This window comes from Pseudomonas sp. Root401, from assembly GCF_001425105.1.
GTDB lineage: Bacteria > Pseudomonadota > Gammaproteobacteria > Pseudomonadales > Pseudomonadaceae > Aquipseudomonas > Aquipseudomonas brassicacearum.
Genome location: NZ_LMDO01000023.1, coordinates 288,452 through 307,167 on the forward strand (window position 1 = coordinate 288,452; position 18,716 = coordinate 307,167).

Annotated in this window: 13 protein-coding genes; 4 read left to right on the top strand and 9 right to left on the bottom strand. The window is 61.4% G+C overall.

Features of this window, described 5'->3' with window-relative positions; genetic code table 11:
• Positions 1-124: 124 nt before the first annotated feature.
• The gene (locus ASC85_RS18380; protein WP_057450805.1) at positions 125-736 is read left to right on the top strand and encodes a Yip1 family protein; all 612 of its coding nucleotides are present in this window, start codon (positions 125-127) and stop codon (positions 734-736) included.
• A 204-nt stretch (positions 737-940) separates the two neighbouring features.
• Here the strand turns inward: ASC85_RS18380 and ligD are convergent, their stop codons facing one another.
• The 4 genes from ligD to ASC85_RS18400 are packed head-to-tail and all read right to left on the bottom strand — an operon-like array spanning position 941 to position 7,097.
• Positions 941-3,556: a DNA ligase D gene (gene ligD, locus ASC85_RS18385; protein WP_057450806.1), complete on the bottom strand. Its 2,616-nt coding sequence runs from the start codon at positions 3,554-3,556 to the stop codon at positions 941-943.
• Positions 3,553-4,716 carry a carboxylate-amine ligase gene (locus ASC85_RS18390; protein WP_057450807.1) on the bottom strand — a complete coding sequence of 388 codons (1,164 nt, stop codon included), beginning with the start codon at positions 4,714-4,716 and terminating at the stop codon, positions 3,553-3,555. Before ASC85_RS18390 ends, ligD begins: the two co-directional genes overlap by 4 nt.
• Positions 4,688-5,701, bottom strand: coding sequence for a methyltransferase (locus tag ASC85_RS18395; protein WP_057450808.1), 1,014 nt, complete (start codon positions 5,699-5,701; stop codon positions 4,688-4,690). Before ASC85_RS18395 ends, ASC85_RS18390 begins: the two co-directional genes overlap by 29 nt.
• 10 nt (positions 5,702-5,711) lie before the next feature.
• Positions 5,712-7,097 (bottom strand): iron-containing redox enzyme family protein, encoded by a 1,386-nt coding sequence (locus ASC85_RS18400; RefSeq protein WP_057450809.1) that lies wholly within the window; start codon positions 7,095-7,097, stop codon positions 5,712-5,714.
• A gap of 403 nt (positions 7,098-7,500) precedes the next feature.
• On the opposite strand from ASC85_RS18400, the gene ASC85_RS18405 reads away from it, so the two are divergent.
• Positions 7,501-8,838 (top strand): cation:proton antiporter, encoded by a 1,338-nt coding sequence (locus tag ASC85_RS18405; RefSeq protein WP_057450810.1) that lies wholly within the window; start codon positions 7,501-7,503, stop codon positions 8,836-8,838.
• A gap of 12 nt (positions 8,839-8,850) precedes the next feature.
• Here ASC85_RS18405 and ASC85_RS18410 read toward each other — a convergent pair whose 3' ends face one another.
• Positions 8,851-9,387, bottom strand: a complete 537-nt coding sequence (locus ASC85_RS18410; RefSeq protein WP_003201795.1) for a hypothetical protein — start codon at positions 9,385-9,387, stop codon at positions 8,851-8,853.
• A 153-nt stretch (positions 9,388-9,540) separates the two neighbouring features.
• On the opposite strand from ASC85_RS18410, the gene ASC85_RS18415 reads away from it, so the two are divergent.
• Complete coding sequence (locus ASC85_RS18415; protein WP_003201793.1) at positions 9,541-9,771, top strand: hypothetical protein; 231 nt, start codon at positions 9,541-9,543, stop codon at positions 9,769-9,771.
• Between the two features lie 191 nt (positions 9,772-9,962).
• Here ASC85_RS18415 and ASC85_RS18420 read toward each other — a convergent pair whose 3' ends face one another.
• The 3 genes from ASC85_RS18420 to ASC85_RS18430 all read right to left on the bottom strand — a co-directional run bounded on the left by ASC85_RS18420 (position 9,963) and on the right by ASC85_RS18430 (position 16,087).
• The gene (locus ASC85_RS18420; RefSeq protein WP_057450811.1) at positions 9,963-11,891 is read right to left on the bottom strand and encodes a hybrid sensor histidine kinase/response regulator; all 1,929 of its coding nucleotides are present in this window, start codon (positions 11,889-11,891) and stop codon (positions 9,963-9,965) included.
• A gap of 153 nt (positions 11,892-12,044) precedes the next feature.
• Positions 12,045-14,360: an ATP-dependent DNA helicase gene (locus ASC85_RS18425; RefSeq protein ID WP_057450812.1), complete on the bottom strand. Its 2,316-nt coding sequence runs from the start codon at positions 14,358-14,360 to the stop codon at positions 12,045-12,047.
• Positions 14,357-16,087: a VRR-NUC domain-containing protein gene (locus ASC85_RS18430; RefSeq protein ID WP_057450813.1), complete on the bottom strand. Its 1,731-nt coding sequence runs from the start codon at positions 16,085-16,087 to the stop codon at positions 14,357-14,359. Before ASC85_RS18430 ends, ASC85_RS18425 begins: the two co-directional genes overlap by 4 nt.
• Positions 16,088-16,307: 220 nt before the next feature.
• Here ASC85_RS18430 and ASC85_RS18435 point away from each other — a divergent pair, with 220 nt between their 5' ends.
• A complete protein-coding gene (locus tag ASC85_RS18435; protein ID WP_003201785.1) occupies positions 16,308-16,532 on the top strand; it encodes a YgdI/YgdR family lipoprotein in 225 nt (74 codons plus the stop codon).
• Between the two features lie 261 nt (positions 16,533-16,793).
• On the opposite strand, the gene ASC85_RS18440 is transcribed toward ASC85_RS18435, so the two are convergent.
• Entirely contained in the window at positions 16,794-18,647 is a 1,854-nt protein-coding gene (locus ASC85_RS18440; RefSeq protein ID WP_057450814.1) for a polyurethane esterase, read from the bottom strand.
• Positions 18,648-18,716: the final 69 nt, after the last annotated feature.

An 18,716-nucleotide genomic window follows, 5' to 3' on the forward strand; every position in this document is an offset into this window, starting at 1 on the left:
ATGTAATTCATTCCCTTTATCGCCTCGTCGTCCTGCGCCAGCAAATAAATGAAACCACGGTCTTTTGCTGTACCCCAAACCTATAAGGGCCTCATGCAGAGGCCATCCCGATCAGGAGGTCGTCATGTCTGCACCTTTCGTCAAACTGTTCACGCACCCTGATTTCGCCTGGACAGACATTCGCGAGCAGGAACAGGCTCATCCGCGCCATTACCTGGCTCATTTGCTGTTGCTGGCCCTGATTCCCGCGGTGTGCCTGTTCATCGGCACCACCTGGATCGGTTGGAGCCTGGCCGAAAACGAAACGGTACGGCTCAGCCGCGCCAGCGCGTTTCAGTTGTGCGTGCTGCTGTACCTGACCAGCGTGGTCGGCGTTGCGCTGATGGGACTGTTCATTCGCTGGATGTCCCGCTCCTTCGACGTCCGTCCGACGGTCAACCAATGCATCGGCTTCGCCGCCTACACCGCGACGCCGTACTTCCTGGCCGGGATTTTCGGGCTCTACCCGAATCGCTGGCTGGCGGTGGCCGTCTTGTTGCTGGCCTCGGCCTACTCGACATTCCTGCTATTCGTCGGATTGCCCAAGTTCATGAGCCTCAGGAAAGAAAAGGGCCTGCTCTACTCGGCGAGTGTCTGGGGCGTCGGCTTGCTGGTCCTGGTGACAATCCTGGTGGAAATGATCCTGCTGTGGTTCAACTACCTGCAGCCGGAATATCTGCGACTGCCGGTGGGCTGAAGGTGATACTGCAGCCGCCAATGACGGCGGCGTTGCAGTGCCCATCGCGAGCAAGCTCGCTCCCACAGGAAAAACGCGGTCTCCACCAAGAACCAGGTCGGCTGTCAGGCCGCCTCGCGGTGGACGTTGATCTCGGCACCCCGTTAAGCGGAACCATAAGTAGCCGTTACCGCAGCAATGGATCCACACCCCCTGTAAAACACACTACTTATCCGTCTCCCTCATACCAATACGCCTACGCATCTCAGCCGTAATACTCTGCCGAGTTCGCTTAATCCCAGCCCAAGGCTCATGCCCAACTTCCGCCAGACGCTCATGAACGTTATGTACATTCCACAAATTCGCCCCCTTGAGCTCGGCCACCTCCTCACGAAAAACAGGCACCGAAACCGGCAACCCTTCCCGGGTCCGAGCGGCGTAGGCACAGATGGTGGTAGCACCCAAACCATTGCGCAGGTAATCGATGAAAATCCGCCCTACCCGATTCTTCGGCCCGGACACCGCCGAAAAACGGTCCGGCAGCAGCTTGGCCATGTGACTGACAATCGCATGGCTGAACCCCTTGACCTCGTCCCAACCCAGCTTGCGCGTCAGCGGCACCACCACATGGATGCCCTTGCCACCGCTGGTCTTGAGAAACGCCTTGAGCCCCAGCTCATCGAGCACCGATAACGTGAGCTGCGTCGCCTCGACCATGCTTTTCCAGGGCAACGCCGGGTCCGGGTCAAGGTCGAGGACGAAACGGTCAGGCTTGTCCAGATCGACCGAGGTGGCATTCCAGGTGTGCAGCTCCACCGTGCTCATCTGCACCGCGCCGATCAGCGCCTCAGCGTTATTGATGATCATCACCGGCTGCCCGGTCAGCTCCTTGTCCAGACTGGTGATACCGGGAATCGCCAGGCGCTCGGCGTTCTTCTGGAAGAACAGTTCCCCGGCGATGCCATCCGGCGCCCTGACCAAGGCCACCGGGCGATCCGCCAGTTCCGGCAGGATGAATTCGGCAACGCTGGCGTAGTACTCGGCCAGTTGCAGCTTGGTGGTGCCGCTGCTGGCATCAATGACCCGCTCCGGATGGGTGATGCGGACCTTGCCGTCCAAAGCCGGTGCCTTGGCCTTGCTCTTGGTTTTGGCTGGTGTCGTGCCAGGTTCATCCTTGGCTTTGGTTTTTTTTGTCGCAGCGGTTTTTTTCATGGGCTTGGCCAGCTCCTGGGTAATCTCCTTGGCCGGCTTGTCATTGCGCAAGCCATGGAAGACCGCATGGCGCACGGAGCCGTCCTTAGTCATTTCGGCAAAGGCCACTTCGGCCAACAGCGTCGGCTCGAGCCAGTGCACGCCCTTGGCTTCGTAACCGCTGGGCGGATTGACCACGGCGGCCTTTTTGGTTTTCAGGGGCAGCAGTTGCTGGTAGATGCTTTTAAGGGTGGTTTCGTTGAACCCGGTGCCGACCTTGCCAGCATAGCGTAACTGGCCGCTGTCAGCGTCATGCAGCCCCAGCAGCAAGGCACCGAAGGCGCTGCGAGCGCCCTTGGGATCGCTGAAGCCCACCACCACGAACTCCTGGCGATTCTTGCACTTGAGCTTGATCCAGTCGTTGCTACGCCTGGACACATAAGCACTGCCGATGCGCTTGCCGATCAACCCTTCCATCTGCATCTGGCAGGCGCTGTTGAGCAGCGCTTCGGGAGTTTCCTCAAAGGCATCGGAAAACCGCAGCAAGGGGCTTTCGTTGGGCTCCAGCACCGCGGCCAGTGCGGCCCGGCGCTCTTGCACCGGCACTTTGCGCAAATCCATGCCGTTGAGGTACGGCATGTCGAACAGGTAATAGGCGATCTTGCCGCTGCTGCCGGCCTCGAAGGCATTCTGCAAGGCCTGGAAGTCCGGCACACCCTGGTCGTTGGCAACCACCATCTCGCCGTCGAGCCAGGCCGACTCCAGGCCCAGCGCGGCCAAGGCTTCGGCCTGTCTTGGCAATTTGTGGGTCCAATCATGGCCGTTGCGGGTCAGCAGCCTTACGTCGGCGTTTTCGATGCGCGCCATGACCCGGTAACCGTCGAACTTGATTTCATAGAGCCACTCGCCGTCGGGCGCGCTTTCCACCAGCGTTGCCAGTTCCGGCTTGAGGGTTTCCGGCAACGGTCCGGCGACCGCGCCGCTGAGGGTGGTTTTCGCGGCGCGTCTTGGCGATTTCGCCTGCGCGGCCTTTTCCGGTTGTTTCACCGCTTTGGCTGCAGCAGCCTTGCCGCGGCGCTTGGGCACGAGGCTGCGATCGCTGAGCACGCTGTTCGGTTCGGCCTGGACCACGTCGTATTCACTCTCGGGACGGGCGGCCTGGTCCTGATGCTTGATCAGGAACCACTGCTCCTGCTTGCCGGGCATGTGGGTGCGCACCAGGTTCCACAGGCCGCTGAGCTTTTCGCCTTGCAGCTCGAACTTGAGCCGGCCTTTTTCATAGGCCTCATGGGGATCATCCTGGGGAATCCAGACGCCCCGGTCCCAGACGATAACGTCACCGGCGCCGTAATGACCCTCGGGGATGTTGCCTTCGAACGTGGCGTAATCCAGTGGATGGTCTTCGACATGCACCGCCAGGCGCTTGGCTTTCGGATCCAGGGAGGGACCTTTGGGCACCGCCCAGCTCTTGAGCGCACCGTCCAGCTCCAGCCGAAAGTCGTAATGCAGCCGCGAGGCGTCGTGTTTTTGAATACAGAACTGCAAGGCATGGGCAGTCTTCGCCGATTTGCGCGAGCGCTTCGCCGCCGGCTCCGGGGTGGCGGCGAAGTCACGCATGCGGTTGTAGTCATCCAGGGTCTTGCGGCTCATGGCCCACCTGCCACCTGTTGCAACGCCAGATCGGCGACCGGCAGCCCGGCGGTTTCCGCGAGCAATTGATCGACCACGCGGCTCAAGGCCTGTTCGACGGAATCGCCCAGCAGCAGCCCCTGTTCGAAGAGGACGATTTGCCGGTCGGCGCTGGTGCCTTCCTGCACCATGCGGCGCACTTGCTTGAACACGTCCTGGACACCCAGCTCTGCTGCGGTCTCACCGAAGGTTTGTTCGGCCAGGGTCAGCCATTCACCGATCAGCATCGGCTGTTCCTGCCCCTCGACGATAAACTCTGCGAGAATCCCGTGCCGCTTGGCCCGCCAGCGATTCTCCTTGAGGACCCACTGGGACATCTGGCTGTAGTGGGCACCAGGCCGGCGCTGCGCCACGGCATGGGCCACCATCAGGCGAAACAGCGAGACCAGACAGAGAACGTCGTCGACCCGAGGACAGGCATCACAAATGCGCAGTTCCAGCGTGGGGTAACGTGAGGAAGGCCGTATCACCCACCAGCAATCGCTGGGTTGGCGAATGGACCCGGTACGCATGAGCATGTCGACGTAGCTGGCGAACGCCGACTCGTCTTCGAAAAACTCCGGCACGCCCATGCGTGGCCATTCATCGCAGGCCACTTGTCGATAGCTGCTGAAGCCACTGTAGCCGCCGTTCCAGAACGGCGATGAAGCGCTCAGGGCCAAGAACATCGGCAACCAGGGCAGGATCTCATTCATGACCCGCACCCGATCCTGGGTGGCCGGAACTTCCACATGGACATGCAGGCCCGACAGCACGCTGCGCCGCGCCACCCGCTGGTAATCATCGAACAATTGCTGGAAATGCAGCTCGTCGGTCGGCTGTAGCACTTGGGTCGTCATCGGGTGTGAACCGGCGCTGAGCAGGCCCAGGCCATACGGTGCCAACCGCTGGTTCAAGCCCGTACGCACCTGGCTCAGGTAGTCGGCGGCCTCGGGCAGGCTGCGAAAGATGGGCGATGCCATCTCGACTTGGCACAGGAACATTTCATGGGCGAAATGCTTGCCCAGCTCGGCCTGGCACGCGGCGACAGCCTCCGCGGGTGGCTCGCCTGGCATGTGACGGGTTTGCAGATCGGTGATGAAATACTCCTCTTCAATGCCGAATTTCATGCGCCTGTTCATCGATAATCCCTCCGATAACCCCGCCAATACCTGCGCCAATGCGGGTTACAACCAACGCCACCACGGCGATCCTTTCCACGTCCTGATAACCCGGCGTCAGCAATTCCTCACCAAACACGTCCGGGTCCAATTCCTTGTAGGTCCAGCCGAAATCCGCCGAGTCACGCCACTGGCCCAGCGCTTCCAGGAACGGGGCGCGCCCATCCACCATCGCCACGCCGGTGTAGAGCACCAGCGAGCCGCCCGGTGTGAGCCGGGGCAAGGCCTGTTCGACGATGCGCAACGACAACCCGGCGCCCAGTGCACCGCCGCCATGGCGATAGGCGCGTTCGGATGGATCGGCCATGTACGGCGGGTTGGCGACGATCAGGTCGAAGTTGCCTGGCACGTCCTGCAGCACGTCGCTACGAGCGACCTCGACATTGCCCACCTCGGCCAGCGCGGCGTTCACAGCACTCAGGCGCAAGGCTTGCGGGTTGATGTCCACCGCCAGCACTTGCGCTTCACGCCGGGCGCGGGCAATCACGATCGCACCGACGCCAGCACCACAACCAATGTCCACGGCGCGATGCACCGCCGTGAAGTTCTGTTGCAGATGAGTATGGATCAGTTGGGCAAAGCGGTAGCTGTCAGGGCCGAAAAACACCGCATCGGTCGCCTGGGTGGGGAACTGCGAATGAGCGAACAGCAAGCCATCCAGGCTCGACCAGCGTACGCGGCTACGCAACAGGCCGTCGTGTGCTTCCAGCACCTGGGCGTCTTGCAGTTGCCGCTGTTCGTCGGTGCTGATCAGCCCCGGGGCAAACGGCCGTGACCAGCCGAACACGTCCCGCAAGGTCTTGGCGCGTTCATTGCCGGGCCGTTGGTTGACCCGCTCGTGGGTCAACGGCGTCGGGGTAATGAAGCGGTAGCCGTCGGCTTGCAGGCGTCGGCCCAGTTGCAGCAGCGCAAGGTCCGTCTCGGACAGGCGTTCTTCCTCATTCATGCAGGGCTCCCTAGCGAAGTGCGGATTTGAGTTCGATGAAACGGCGAGTCGCCAACAGCCCCGCCGGATGGCTATGACGCCGGGCACAGAGCCAGGGCATCAGGACCTGCATCTGCTCGTTGGGCGCCCGGCCCTGCAGTGCCTGTTGCAAGCTTTGTACATCGGGATCATCCATCGGCGTCGTTGGCTCGCAAGCCGCAACCGGACCGCGCCGGGCGCCGGACCTTGTGCCCTCGTCCAGCCAGTCACCGGCTATCCAATCGTGCAGCAGCTGTTTTTCGTAGGGGCTGAAGACCCCGAACATGGCTGCGCCAGCCCCGTTGATCAGCGTCCAGAAGCGGCTGTTTTGCGGGTCTTCATGGCGTTTGATCCAGCCTTTGTTCTGCATTGCCGCCAAGAACCCTTCCAACTGGCCTGGGGCCGAAAGCCACTGGTTGACGGTCTTGCCTTCGAACTTGCAGTAATCGGAATGCATGTGCTGGCCGAACGGGCGTTTGCGTTCAAGCATGTCCAGCACTTCGCGATCCAGGTCGAACGAGCCGATGATGTCCCGGCTGCCCTGCCCCAGGTCGTTGAGGCGATAGCCCAACGTGACCCGGTGCCAGAAGGCTTCACGATCGGCTTCCATCGGCATCAGTTGCAGCAGCGCTTGCACGGCCTTATGGGCGTGGCCGGTGCTGGCGTTGTCGATGGTGACATGAAGGGTGAAATAGTACGGATCAATGTCCAGTTCGCTCAGCTCATAGGCGCTGATCAACAGATGCAAGGGCAATTGCTCATAGCCCAGGTTGTAGCCGATGACCTCTGGCAGGTATTCGTCGCCGGCGTAACCCAAGGCCAGTTGCACAGCGCCTTGCAGATAAAGGTCGTCGTCGATGTCCGGGGCATCCGACAGGTCGTGTTCGGCAAGCAACTTGCGATAGAGCACCACATGGTTCTGCGCGGGATGACCGTCCCCCAGTTCTTCCAGGTAGGTGCACAGCAGCCCTTCGAAACGGTGGTCGTGCCAGTGCTTGACCACGCCATACAGCCAGGCACCGTCCACCCGTTTGGTCGGTGCCACCGCCTGCAGGAAGTACAGGGCGTGGGCCTTGCCGCTGAAGAACTCGCGCGCGCCGCCATTTTTGCGCCGCTCCAGGTAGTCAGCGTATTGCCGGGCCACGCCGACGCTGTGCCGCTCGACCCAGGCCTGCAGCGCCATGGGGTCATCGGGCATCTCCTGGGGGAGCGCCGCAGCCTTTGCGATACATTCCTGGAGGAACGCTTGGGCGACGGCTTGCTTGTCGGCGTCGTCGGGGCCCTGGAACAGTCGTTCATAGTATTGGCGCACGTGCCCGTCAGGCGTAACGGGGTGCACGGTAGCCGGCCGGGATTGAAGGGGTGTCAGCGCAGTCATAAGGGCCTCTTGGGTTCTCGGCGGACGCTGAATCAACACGTCTCTTCTGTTGCAGAGCACCGACAACGGCGAAAAATTCCGTTGGGTTGAAAGGCAGGCGGATAAACGGGGGCGTCCGTTCACGAGGGGAACCCTCGTTTCGCTCCAGCCCTCGAATGAGGACAAGTGCGCCAATACCAGCAAGTGAACACCCTTGTGGCGAGGAGATTTATCTGTGGGAGCAAGGCTTGCCCGCGATAAAAACAACGCGGTCTCTCTGGAACCGAGGCGCCTGCATCGCGAGCAAGCTTTGCTCCCACAGCGGGGCGGTGCGACGTTTCGCTAAATCCCCTCGCCACAGAATTGTGCTTGGCGGTCGTACAGGGTGTTGCGACTGACCCCCTTTGCTATCCAAGGAGCAACGATGACTTTCACAGTATGGGTAGCGGTGCTCGGTGCGGTGTTGCTGACCCTGGCCCTGACCTCCTCCTATCTGCGCTGGATGCCGGTCACCACCTCGGCGATGTGCCTGGTGCTGGGCGTCGCCATCGGGCCGATGGGATTGGACGTGCTGAAGCTGGACATCAGCGACTCGTCGGTCTGGATGGAGCACCTCACGGAGGTCGCGGTGGTGTTTTCGTTGTTCGTCAGCGGCCTCAAGTTGCGTCTGCCCCTCAACAACCGTGCCTGGCGCGTGGCCTTTGGGCTGGCCGGGCCGGTGATGATCCTGTGCATCGCCGGCCTGTGCCTGGCATTGCATTATCTGTTCGGGCTGAGTTGGGGCGTGTCGATGCTGATCGGCGCGATGTTGGCACCTACCGATCCGGTGCTGGCGGCGCTGGTGCAGGTCAACGACGCGCGGGATGACGACCGGGTGCGTTTCGGCCTGTCGGGCGAAGCGGGACTGAACGACGGGACGGCGTTTCCCTTCGTGATCCTCGGCCTGTTGATGCTGCGCGAAGACGGCAGCGGTTTTCTCGGTGAATGGCTGCTGAGTGACGTCCTCTGGGCGGTGCCCGCGGGTTTGCTGGTCGGCTATTGGATGGGACGCGGGATTGGCAAGCTGACCTTGTCGATGCGCATCAAGAATGCCGACAGCACGCTGTCGCCCAATGACTACCTGGCCCTGGCGCTGATTGCCCTGGCTTACGTCGTGGCCGAATGGATCCAGGGCTACGGCTTTCTCTCAGTGTTCGCCGCCGGCCTGGGGCTGCGTCAGGCCGAGGTCAAGTCCACCGATGAAGCGGCGCCGCCGGCAGAGCATCTGGTGCAACCGGTGGTGGGCCACGAAACCGTCGATCCCCAGCAGGCTGTCCTGGGCGATACCGAGTCGCTGGACGATGGTCAATTGGCTGCCGGGGTCATGATGAGCGACATGCTCGCATTCGGCAGCCTGGTGGAGCGATCGATGGAGGTATTCCTGGTTACCCTGCTCGGCATCGTGCTGGCCAACCATTGGGACTGGCGGGCCTTGGCGATCGGTGCCCTGCTGTTTGCCGTCATCCGCCCGTTGAGTGTGCTGGCGTTACCCTGGGGGCGATTGCTCGACGGACCGCAACGGCTGCTGATTGGCTGGTTTGGCATCCGCGGGATCGGTAGTCTGTTTTATCTGTTTTTCGCCTTGAACCATGACCTGCAGCCGGAGGTGGCGCAACTGTGCATCAACCTCACCCTGTCGGTGGTGGCGTTGAGCATTCTGGTCCATGGTGTCACGACCCAACCGACCCTGGCGTGGTATGAACGCCACAAGCATTCGGGCTGAGGCAAGTGTGTCTCAACCGCCAGGATCGCCCATCTGGATATAGACCGAATACACCCCCAACAACACCCAGAAGGTGGCGAAGATCCATGGTGTACGCACCGAGAACAGCAGCGACTTGCGGTAGCCTTTGTGCGTCGACTCCCGCTCGCTGAACAGCGGTGACTCGTCGTAGGCCAGGCCCATCAAGGGTTCGGCGCGTAATAACTCGCTCTGTTTGAAATGCCAGTGATCGATGATTTCGTAGGCCGCCTTGATGCCCGGCCAGGCATTGAGCGAGCTCAAGAAGCCCAGCAAGGCCAGAAATGGCGGCACGATCAGCGTGAACAACTTGCCCCACTCCGGGTTCAGGTTGGCCATGCACGAAGCAAAGGCGATCACCAGGAAGGATTGGGCGGCGAGGTAAGCATCGGTTCGGTTGGCCAGGATGCTGGTTTCGTACTGGATTTCCCGGCGATAGAAATCCAGTCGTTCCTTGGGCGAGCCGAACAGTTTGGCGTTGTGTTCCGTCAGTTCTTCTTCCGGGGTGGGCCCGGTGAGTATTCTGGGCATTGCGCAGGCTGAGCCTCAGTGATGATTCGGACTCATTAGAAGAACCCGGCACACGGCAAGTTCAAGCCAATGGACCGCAGGTGCATCCAATGTCCAAGGAAACGCTTCCCAACCGCCAGGGTCTCTAGTTCGTAAGGGCAAGAGGACGCTTGTGTGGATTATCTTGGATGGGTGCAATGGCCAGCGATGCTCGTCACGGTGCTGGCCGCCTGGTTGATCGGCTCACGCCAACCGCGACGCCGGGTGGCGGGATTCAGTTGTTTTATTGCCAGCAATATTCTGTGGGTGATCTGGGGGCTTCATACCCACGCGTATGCATTGATCGTGTTGCAGTTTTGCCTGTGTGCGATGAATTTGCGTGGGTTCAAGAAGAACACTGAATAAGCGACTGCTCTTGTACTGTAGGAGCTGCAGAAGGCTGCGATTTTTTGATCTTTTGATCTTTTGATCTTTCGCTTGAGGCTCAAGTGTCTGGGGAAAGATCGCAGCCTCGTTGCACTCGACAGCTCCTACACAGCTCCTACACAGCTTCTACGCAGCGCCCTCGCCACAGGAGGCGGATGTTGCGCTGCTGACTACTTCATTGTCTGCCCAATGATCTGCACCAGGTCAATCTGCTTGAACGGCTTGATCAACCGAGGCAATTGCGTGGCGAAACCTTCCAGGCGTTCGGCATAACCGGTGGCCAGGATGATGGGCAGGGTCGGTTGGCGGTCGCGCAACAGTTTCGCCAGCTGCGCACCGTCCATCTGCGGCATGGCCATGTCGGTGATCACCAGGTCGATGTCCGGGTTGCGCTCATGCAACTCCAGCGCCTGGGCGCCCGAGGCTGCGCAAAGGACCCGGTGCCCGAGGTCTTCGATCAACAGGCGCGTGCTGGTCAGCACCAGGCTGTCATCATCGACCACCAGCACTTTCAACTCGTCGACCGGCTGTGTTGCTTCCTGGATCGACGCTTTGCCCGGTGCCGGGTTGTTCGCCACCGGTAGCCACAACTGCGCGGTGGTACCGACACCTTTCTGGCTGCTGAGCGTCAGGCGTCCCCCCAACTGCTCCGCCAGGCCATGCACCATGGACAACCCCAGGCCAGTGCCCTTGCCGACACCCTTGGTGGTGAAGAACGGGTCCACGGCCGAGGCCAGCGTGGCTTCATCCATGCCCTCGCCTTCATCGGTAATCGCCAGGCAAATGTAGCGCCCGGGGGCCATCGGCTTGTCCGGGGTCGCATCACACCCTTGCCGCTCATCGGCGGTAATCATGAGTTGGCCGCCATGGGGCATGGCGTCCCGGGCGTTGGTCGCCAGGTTGAGAATCGCCAGTTCCAGTTGGTTGACATCGGCCAACACCGGCGACAGTGCCTCGGCGAAACGGGTCTGGACGTGTATCGACGGGCCCAGGGAGCTTTGCAGCAGGCCACTGATACCCTGCACCAGGGTCGACAGCTCGACCGATTCGTAGGTCAGTTTTTGCCGGCGGGCAAACGCCAGCATGCGTTGGGTCAGCGAAACCCCGCGCAGCGCGCCCTGGGTCGCGTTGTCCAGCAATTGAGTAAGTTTCGGCTCGTTGGGCATGCGCTTGCGCACGATCTCCAGGTTGCCAAGGATGACCGTCAACAGGTTGTTGAAATCATGGGCGATGCCGCCGGTAAGCTGGCCGATGGCTTGCAGTTTCTGGGATTGGAACAGCGCCTCGCGGGCCTGTTCGAGGGCCTGCTGGGCCTGGGTGACATCGGTAATGTCGCGGGTGATCTTGGCAAAGCCCAACAGCATGCCGGTGTCGCTGCGGATCGCATCGATCACCACGTGAGCCATGAAGCGCGTGCCGTCCTTGCGCATGCGCCAGCCCTTTTTCTCGAAACGCCCTTCGCTGGCGGCGATGCTCAACGCGCGCTGCGGTTCGCCGGTATCGCGATCTTCGGGGGTGTAGAACATCGAGAAATGCTGGCCGATGGCTTCGGCCGGTAGATAACCCTTGATCCGCTGCGCCCCCAGGTTCCAGTTGGTGACCTGGCCTTGCGGGTCGAGCATGTAGATGGCGTAATCGGTGACGCTTTGCACCAGCAGGCGGAACTGCTGCTCGCTCTGCTTGAGGGTTTCCTCGGCCATCTTGCGATCGGTCAGGTCGCGGGTGATCTTGGCGAAACCAAGCAAGGTACCGCTCTGGCTGTCGATGATCGGATCGATCACCACATGGGACCAGAACAGCGTGCCGTCCTTGCGTACCCGCCAGCCCTCGCCTTCAAAGCGCCCCTCATGCAGGGCCGTGTCCAGCGCCCGTTGCGGCAGGCCGGCGGCGCGATCCTGATCGGTGTAGAAACGGGAGAAATGCTGGCCCAGGATCTCGGATTCCTCGTAGCCCTTGAAACGCCTGGCGCCGGAATTCCAGCTGGTGATGATGCCCGATGGGTCGGTCATGTAGATGGCGTAGTCAACCACAGCGTCGATGAGCAGGCGAAAGCGCTGTTCCTCGTTCATGAGTGGGGTCTTGGGGGCGTTCTCAAGCATCTGGCCGGGGCATCCGTGTGGACTTTTGCGGAGTATGGAACAAGTCTGGCGCCAGGAAAAATTATTGAGCGCTGGCAAGGTGTCAGCCGATGTTTTAAGAAGCGGAACGCGGAGCGTCCCTGGCGACATTCCCACGCAGGAGCGTGGGAATGATCAACCAAACCCAGCCCTGATGGATTCCCCAGTGGCGGGGTGTGTTTCCTGAGTGACAGACCACCAACGCGGCAATAAGTGCTGCACCCTGGCCTCGCCAAACCGGTCATCGATCAGCACCACCACCCCGCGATCCTGCTGGGTGCGGATGACGCGGCCGGCGGCCTGCACGACTTTTTGCAGGCCGGGATACAGGTACGTGTAGTCGTAGCCATCGCCGAAGATCGCGGCCATGCGTTGTTTTATCTGCTCATTGACCGGGTTGAACTGCGCCAGCCCCAAGGTGGCGATGAACGCGCCGATCAGGCGTGAACCCGGTAAATCGATGCCCTCGCCGAACGCACCGCCCAGCACCGCAAAGCCAATGCCTTGGCTGTGCTCCATGAACCGCTCGAGAAACGCCTGCCGGGGGGCTTCGCCCATGCCGCGTGATTGCGTCCAGAGCGCAATTTGCGGGTACCGCTCGGCAAACAGCCCAGCCACTTGCTGCAAGTAATCGAAGCTGCTGAAAAAAGCCAGGTAGTTGCCCGGGCGCTCGCTGAACTGGCGGGCCATCAACGCGGCAATGGGTTCCAGGGACGCCTGGCGATGGGCAAAACGGGTGGAAATGCGGCTGACAACCTGCACGTCCAGTTGTTCGGCCTTGAACGGCGATTCCACGTCGATCCATACCGTGTCGCCCGGCGTCCCCAACAAATCTGCGTAGTAGTGCCGGGGGCTCAGGGTCGCGGAAAACAGCACCGTGCTGCGGGCCGCCGTCAGCCTGGGCCGCAGGAACGCGGCCGGCACCACGTTGCGCAGGCACAGTGTCGACAGGCTGCGCTGACGACCGAGTTCGCGCTTGTGGATGTCGAACAGGAAGTGCTTGTCGAAGGCTTCCGCCACCCGGCCAAACTGCAACGCGTCGAAGTAAAACGTCTGCAATCCACTGTCCAGGCCCTGGGGGTTATCGTTGAGGTAATCGCCGATAGCCGTCGTGCAGGTGGCCAGGGCCTGGAGCAGTTTTTCCGGCAGTTTTTCATAGGCCTGATAGGCCGCTATCTGGGGCGTATGCAAGGCGTTCCACTGGCGATTGACCCTGTCCAGGGATTTCTTCAGCGGTTCGGGGGCGGTTTTGCGTACGCTGCTCAACGTGGCCTGATCGAGGGTCGCGCTGTACATCTGCCGCCCGCGCTCCACCAGGTTATGGGCTTCATCCACCAAGGTCGCGACAGTCCAGCCGTTGGCCTGGGCCAGGCCGAAGAGCAACGCGCTGAAGTCGAAGTAATAGTTGTAGTCGGCCACCACCACGTCGGCCCAGCGGGCCATTTCCTGGCTGAGGTAATACGGGCAGACCTCATGGGCCAGCGCAATCTCGCGCAACGCCGCCTGGTCGAGCAACGTGACCTGGCTCGCCGCTGCCCGGGCACCCGGCAAGCGGTCGTAGAAACCACGGGCCAGCGGGCAGGATTCGCCATGGCAGGCTTTGTCCGGGTGTTCGCAAGCCTTGTCCCGGGCGATCATTTCCAGCACCCGCAATGGCATCGACGGCGCGCTGCGGGTGATCACGCGCGCCGCATCCAGGGCCAGCTTGCGCCCCGGGGTTTTCGCCGTGAGGAAGTACACCTTGTCCAGTTGCTGCGGCGTCAAAGCCTTGAGCATTGGGAATAAGGTACCGACGGTCTTGCCGATGCCCGTGGGCGCCTGGGCCATCAGGCAGCGGCCGGTACTGACCGCTTTGAACACTGATTCGGCCAGGTGCCGTTGCCCCGGTCTGAAACCCGCATGGGGAAATACCAGCGATTGCGCGCCGAGGTTGCGCGTCTGTCGATGGGCCATTTCCTGTTCGGCCCAGGCCAGGAACAACGCGCATTGCGCTTCGAAGAAGGCTTGCAACTGCGCCGCTTCGAAACGTTGAGTGATGCAGGTTTCCTTTTCGCTGACGATGTCGAAATACACCAGGGCCACGTCGATGTGCGGCAACTGCAGTTTCTGGCACATCAGCCAGCCATAGATTTTCGCCTGGGCCCAATGCAATTGGCGATGGTTGGCCGGTTGTTTGCTCAGGTCGCCGCGGTAGGTTTTCACTTCTTCAAGGCACTGGCGGGCCGGATCGTAGCCGTCGGCCCGGCCTTTGACTTTCAGTGTCTGGTAATGACCGTCGAGGGCCACCTCGGCCTGATAACCCTCGTTGCGCCGCGAGGCGACGGTGCGATGGCCGGCGATGCCTTCCAAGGCTGTCGGCGAGGGGGTAAAACGCAGGTCAAGGTCGCCCACCTTGGCGGTGAACTCACACAGCGCCCGTACGGCGATGCTGTAGCTGGGTGCCGGGGTCATGGGGCCCCATCGCGAGCAAGCTCGCTCCCACATTTGATCTGTGGTGACTCATTCCCTGTGGGAGCGAGCTCGCTCGCGATGGCTGACTCTGCCCATTGCACATAACAAACGGCAACGGGCATCTGGTGTTCATGGCAGAACTCCAGCCAGCGCAGTTGGTTGTCTTGCAGGCGATCACCGGGGCCTTTGACTTCGATCATGCGGTAGGTCTTGCGCTGCGGCCAGAACTGGATCAGGTCCGGCATGCCGGCGCGGTTGGCCTTGATGTCCAGCAGCAGACGGTCAAACCAGTGCTTGAGATGCGTGGCCGGCAGGCAATCGAGGGCTTGCTCCAGCAAGGGCTCGGACAGCGCGCTCCAGAATACGAAAGGTGACTGCACGCCCCACTTTTCGGCATAGCGACGGCCGATGGTCTGCCGATAGCGGCCATCGTCCAACTCTGCCAGGCAGGCCGCAAACAGCTCGGCGCGACGGGCATGGAAATCTTCGTTGAGCAGGTCCACCGGCCCGCGTTGGAACGGGTGGAAAAACGCGCCCGGCAACGGCGCGAAGATCGCTGGCCAGCACAGCAGGCCGAACAGCGAATTGATCAGGCTGTTCTCGACGTAATGCACTGGCGCGGTGTCGTCGTGCAGGTGGGCCTGGACGTGGTACTCCACCGACAAGGTCGGATCGACGCGCGGCAGTTGCAGCTCCAGGCGCTCCACTTCCCGGGCCAGGCTCCGTGGCACCGGTGGCCCGCCCAACTTGCGTCGAAGACGGGGCACGATCCGCAGCAAGGCCTGGGTTTCAGCGGCACTTTGCGGTGCCTGCATCGCCGCCTCGCCCTGTTCAAGGGCCAGGGCGTATTCGCCGATGCGCTCCAGCACCCGGACCATCCGCAACCGCGCGCCCGGGTAAGCGCAATCGCGATAGATCCCCAAGGCCAAGGCGAAGTCGCCGATACGTTCGCCGTGCTGGCCAATCTGGAACAACAACTTGCCCCGGCGCCGCTCCAGCCACGGGTTGTCCAGAGACAGCTCGTTGACCTGGGCGACGATCTCTTCCAGGGGCTCGCCAGCTTCGAAGCGCTGCTGGCAGTCGTGCAGGAACAGGCAGGCATCGACGTCCTCGCGGCTGCGCAAGCCCCGTGACTCGGCGCTGAACTCTACGGTTTCGTAGGTGAAGATACCCAGGTCCGCCAGGACGAATTCCGACCAATCCTGGTAAAGGTTGCCGAAAAACATCAACCGCAGCCGGTCGCACAGACTCATGATCGTCAGGCTGTACAGCCGGTCGTCCAGCTGCGGGCACCAGACATCGAACGGCTGGGGCGGGTTGAGGCGTTCGTCCAAGGCCTGGAGCCATTCGGTCTTTTTCGCCTTCGGCTGTTCGATCAGATGGCCCAGGCACAGGAGGATTTCCGGCTTGAGCAGCACCTCGAACAGCTCGACGAGCCCGATGGGGGCCTGTTCATCGACCCAACCCAGCGCCAGCAGTGGCGCAACGGCGGCGCCGATGTCGCCAATTTCCGGGTAATGCAGCTTGCTATGGCGGAACCGAAGCCCCTTGCGCATCACCATCCGCACCAGCAAGCCTTGGGCGCCACGCGGCAGCGCGGCGAAGTGCTCGATGAAGCGCTGCTCGTCGGTGCTGAGCACATCGGCATAACGCTGCGTCAACCAAGCGAGCACCTGCTGGAAGTTGTTCAGGTAGTAAAACGGATCGTCGAGGGAACGGACTGCCACGGAAAGAACGCCAAGGATATCGGATACTGGTTATGCATACAGATAACAGCTGTAAACCAGCCAGGCAACAGCAAAAGATGAACGGTCTCCTATATTTAAGGTGAAATCCTTCAGCCAGCGATGAACTTTCCTACGACAAGCGAGACCAATGGCGGTTAGCTAATGTGATGGCGCGGTCGAATCAACTGCTCCGTGTCCTTTTGATTGAGAGGTTATGGTTATGAACATCAGGTTTCTGGGCCTGCCCATGGTCGCCGTGGCATTTCTGGCTCTGGCTGGCTGCGCGTCGCCAACCGTGGTGACCTTGCAGAACGGTACCCAGTATTTGACCAAGGACACCCCCAATACCCGCACCGCTGACGGTTTCTACGAGTTCGAGGATATTTCCGGCAGGAAAGTCCGGGTGCGCGCCGATGATGTGGCAACCATTCGCAAGGAAGACTGATTACCAGTGATTCGCCTGCCGCACCGCCATCGCGAGCAGGCTCGCTCCCACAAAGGCTCGGTGGTGAACACCAATCCAGTACACACCTGTGACCCACTGTGGGAGCGAGCTTGCTCGCGATAGTGGTGAGTCAGTAGCAGCGGGGTTGGATGTGCCGGCCCAATCGCGAGCAAGCTCGCTCCCACAAGGTTCGGTGGTGAATACAAATACTGCATACACCCGAGATCCATTGTGGGAGCGAGCCTGCTCGCGATGGCGATATCAGGCGAACACGATCCCTTCGCCCCCCACCTGACCCAGACCAACGCCCACCAGGGTCACGGAACTGTCGCCGACCTTGAGCAGTGTGTCATTGCCCACTTGTGACAGGTACTGGCTGTAGTCATGACCTTCCCCGGCGCCCGGCACGCCGAGGAACACCAGCTTGTCCCCCGCATCGTAACCGCTGATCCGGTCGTGGCCGAAGGCGCCGTTGAAGAGAAAGGTGTCAGTGCCGCCTCCCGCTTGCATCTGGTCATTGCCCGCACCACCGACGAAGGTGTCGTTACCCGCGCCGCCCACCAGCACATCGTTGCCGTCCTGGCCGAACAGCCAGTCACCCTTCGCTCCCGCCACCAGGGTGTCGTTGGCCGTGCTGCCCTTGATCGAGGAGGCATACGCCGTCAGGTTGGCGCCGGCCACCAGGCCATTGGCAGTGACGCTGTGGCTCACCTCATCCTTGAGCAGCCCCCAGAACAACCCGGACTCCTTACTGACCAACGTGCCGATGTCGCGGGTGATGCTGATCGCGCCATGAGCGTCGCGCATATACAGCGTCCCGGCCCCGTCATGGGCGAAACTGAAATCCTTCACCGACTGCTGCAATTGCAGGCTGTTGCTGCCCTGCCCGCCCAGGATCACGTTGTAGCCACCGCCATCGCGAAAGGTGTCATTGCCGGCGCGGCCTTCCAGGTAGTCGTTGCCCCGGCCGCCCTGGATCAGGTCATTGCTGTCGCTGCCGATGATGAACGTGCTGCCGGTGTGGGTTTCAGCATTGCGGTTGAGGTCTTGCACCCAGGTATTGGCGCGCGCAGGGTCAGACAGGTTCGCGACGATGATAGTGGAGTCTTTTTCGGTGAGGTCGTAGAACACCGAGCCCATGATCCGGCCCATGCCGTCGCCATAGCCGGTAGGCAGGTGGGAAATCCAGGTGGGGATGTTGAGAATGGAAAACGGCAACACGTTCCATGCCGTCGAAGCGTAGTGGTCGTTGAAGCTGACGATATTGTTAGTGGCCGATTCCTGTTGCCCATCGTGTACACCTACCGACGCGAGGTTGAACGTCGAGCCGTCCAGGGCGCGGAACACCGGATCGTTCTCGTAACCGATGTTCAAGACCTTGTCGGTACTGCTCTGGGTTGGCGAGGCGTAGGCGATGTAGTTGGCATCGGCGTAGAACCCTGACCATTGACTGGCGCTCAAATCCGCCAGGCTGTTGACCGCCAGCCCGCCCAGGCTGTGGCCACTGACCAGCACGTCGTTGCCCGTCAGGCCATGGGCCTGGGCGAACTTCGCGACGTCCCCCAGCAGGTTGCCAAAGGCTTCACCGGCGTAGTTTTTCGCATAGTCCTTGGGCCCCAGCGCGGCCATCAGGTCGTTGATCACGTCGCCGATGGAATCGCCAATCAGGTTTTCCCGAGGGCCGCTGGTGCCGCGAAACGACACGCCGATTTCCTGCAAGTGACCCTCGGCGTCGTACTTGCCGAGGATCTCTACCTGCGCGGTGGTATAGCCGGCCTTTTCACCGAAAAACGTCCCGCGGCCATCCACCTTGCCGGCGTAACCCAGTTGCGCGGCGCTGATGGGCGTCCAACCGGCCTTCTGGACTGCCTCCAAGGCCAGTTTTTCCGAGTCAGGGTTCCACGGCACGCCGGGAATCACCCCTTGGGAATCGGTGCTGCCCAGCAGCGCGGTCACCAGGGTCGCCGGCAGGCCGGCACCGAAGCCGTTGTGCTGGTAACCGGCGGCAAAGCCGTTGTCGAGGTTGTGGTAGGAATACAGCATGATCGCCATTGCGTCGCTGACCAGTGCCTTGGATTCGGTAGTGCCGAGGTTCTTGTAGTCGTAGATACCCATGGTTGTTGCTCTCTTTTTGTTGTTGGAATGCTAAAACCGGGTGGGCTGCGCCCTGTAGGAGCTGCCGAA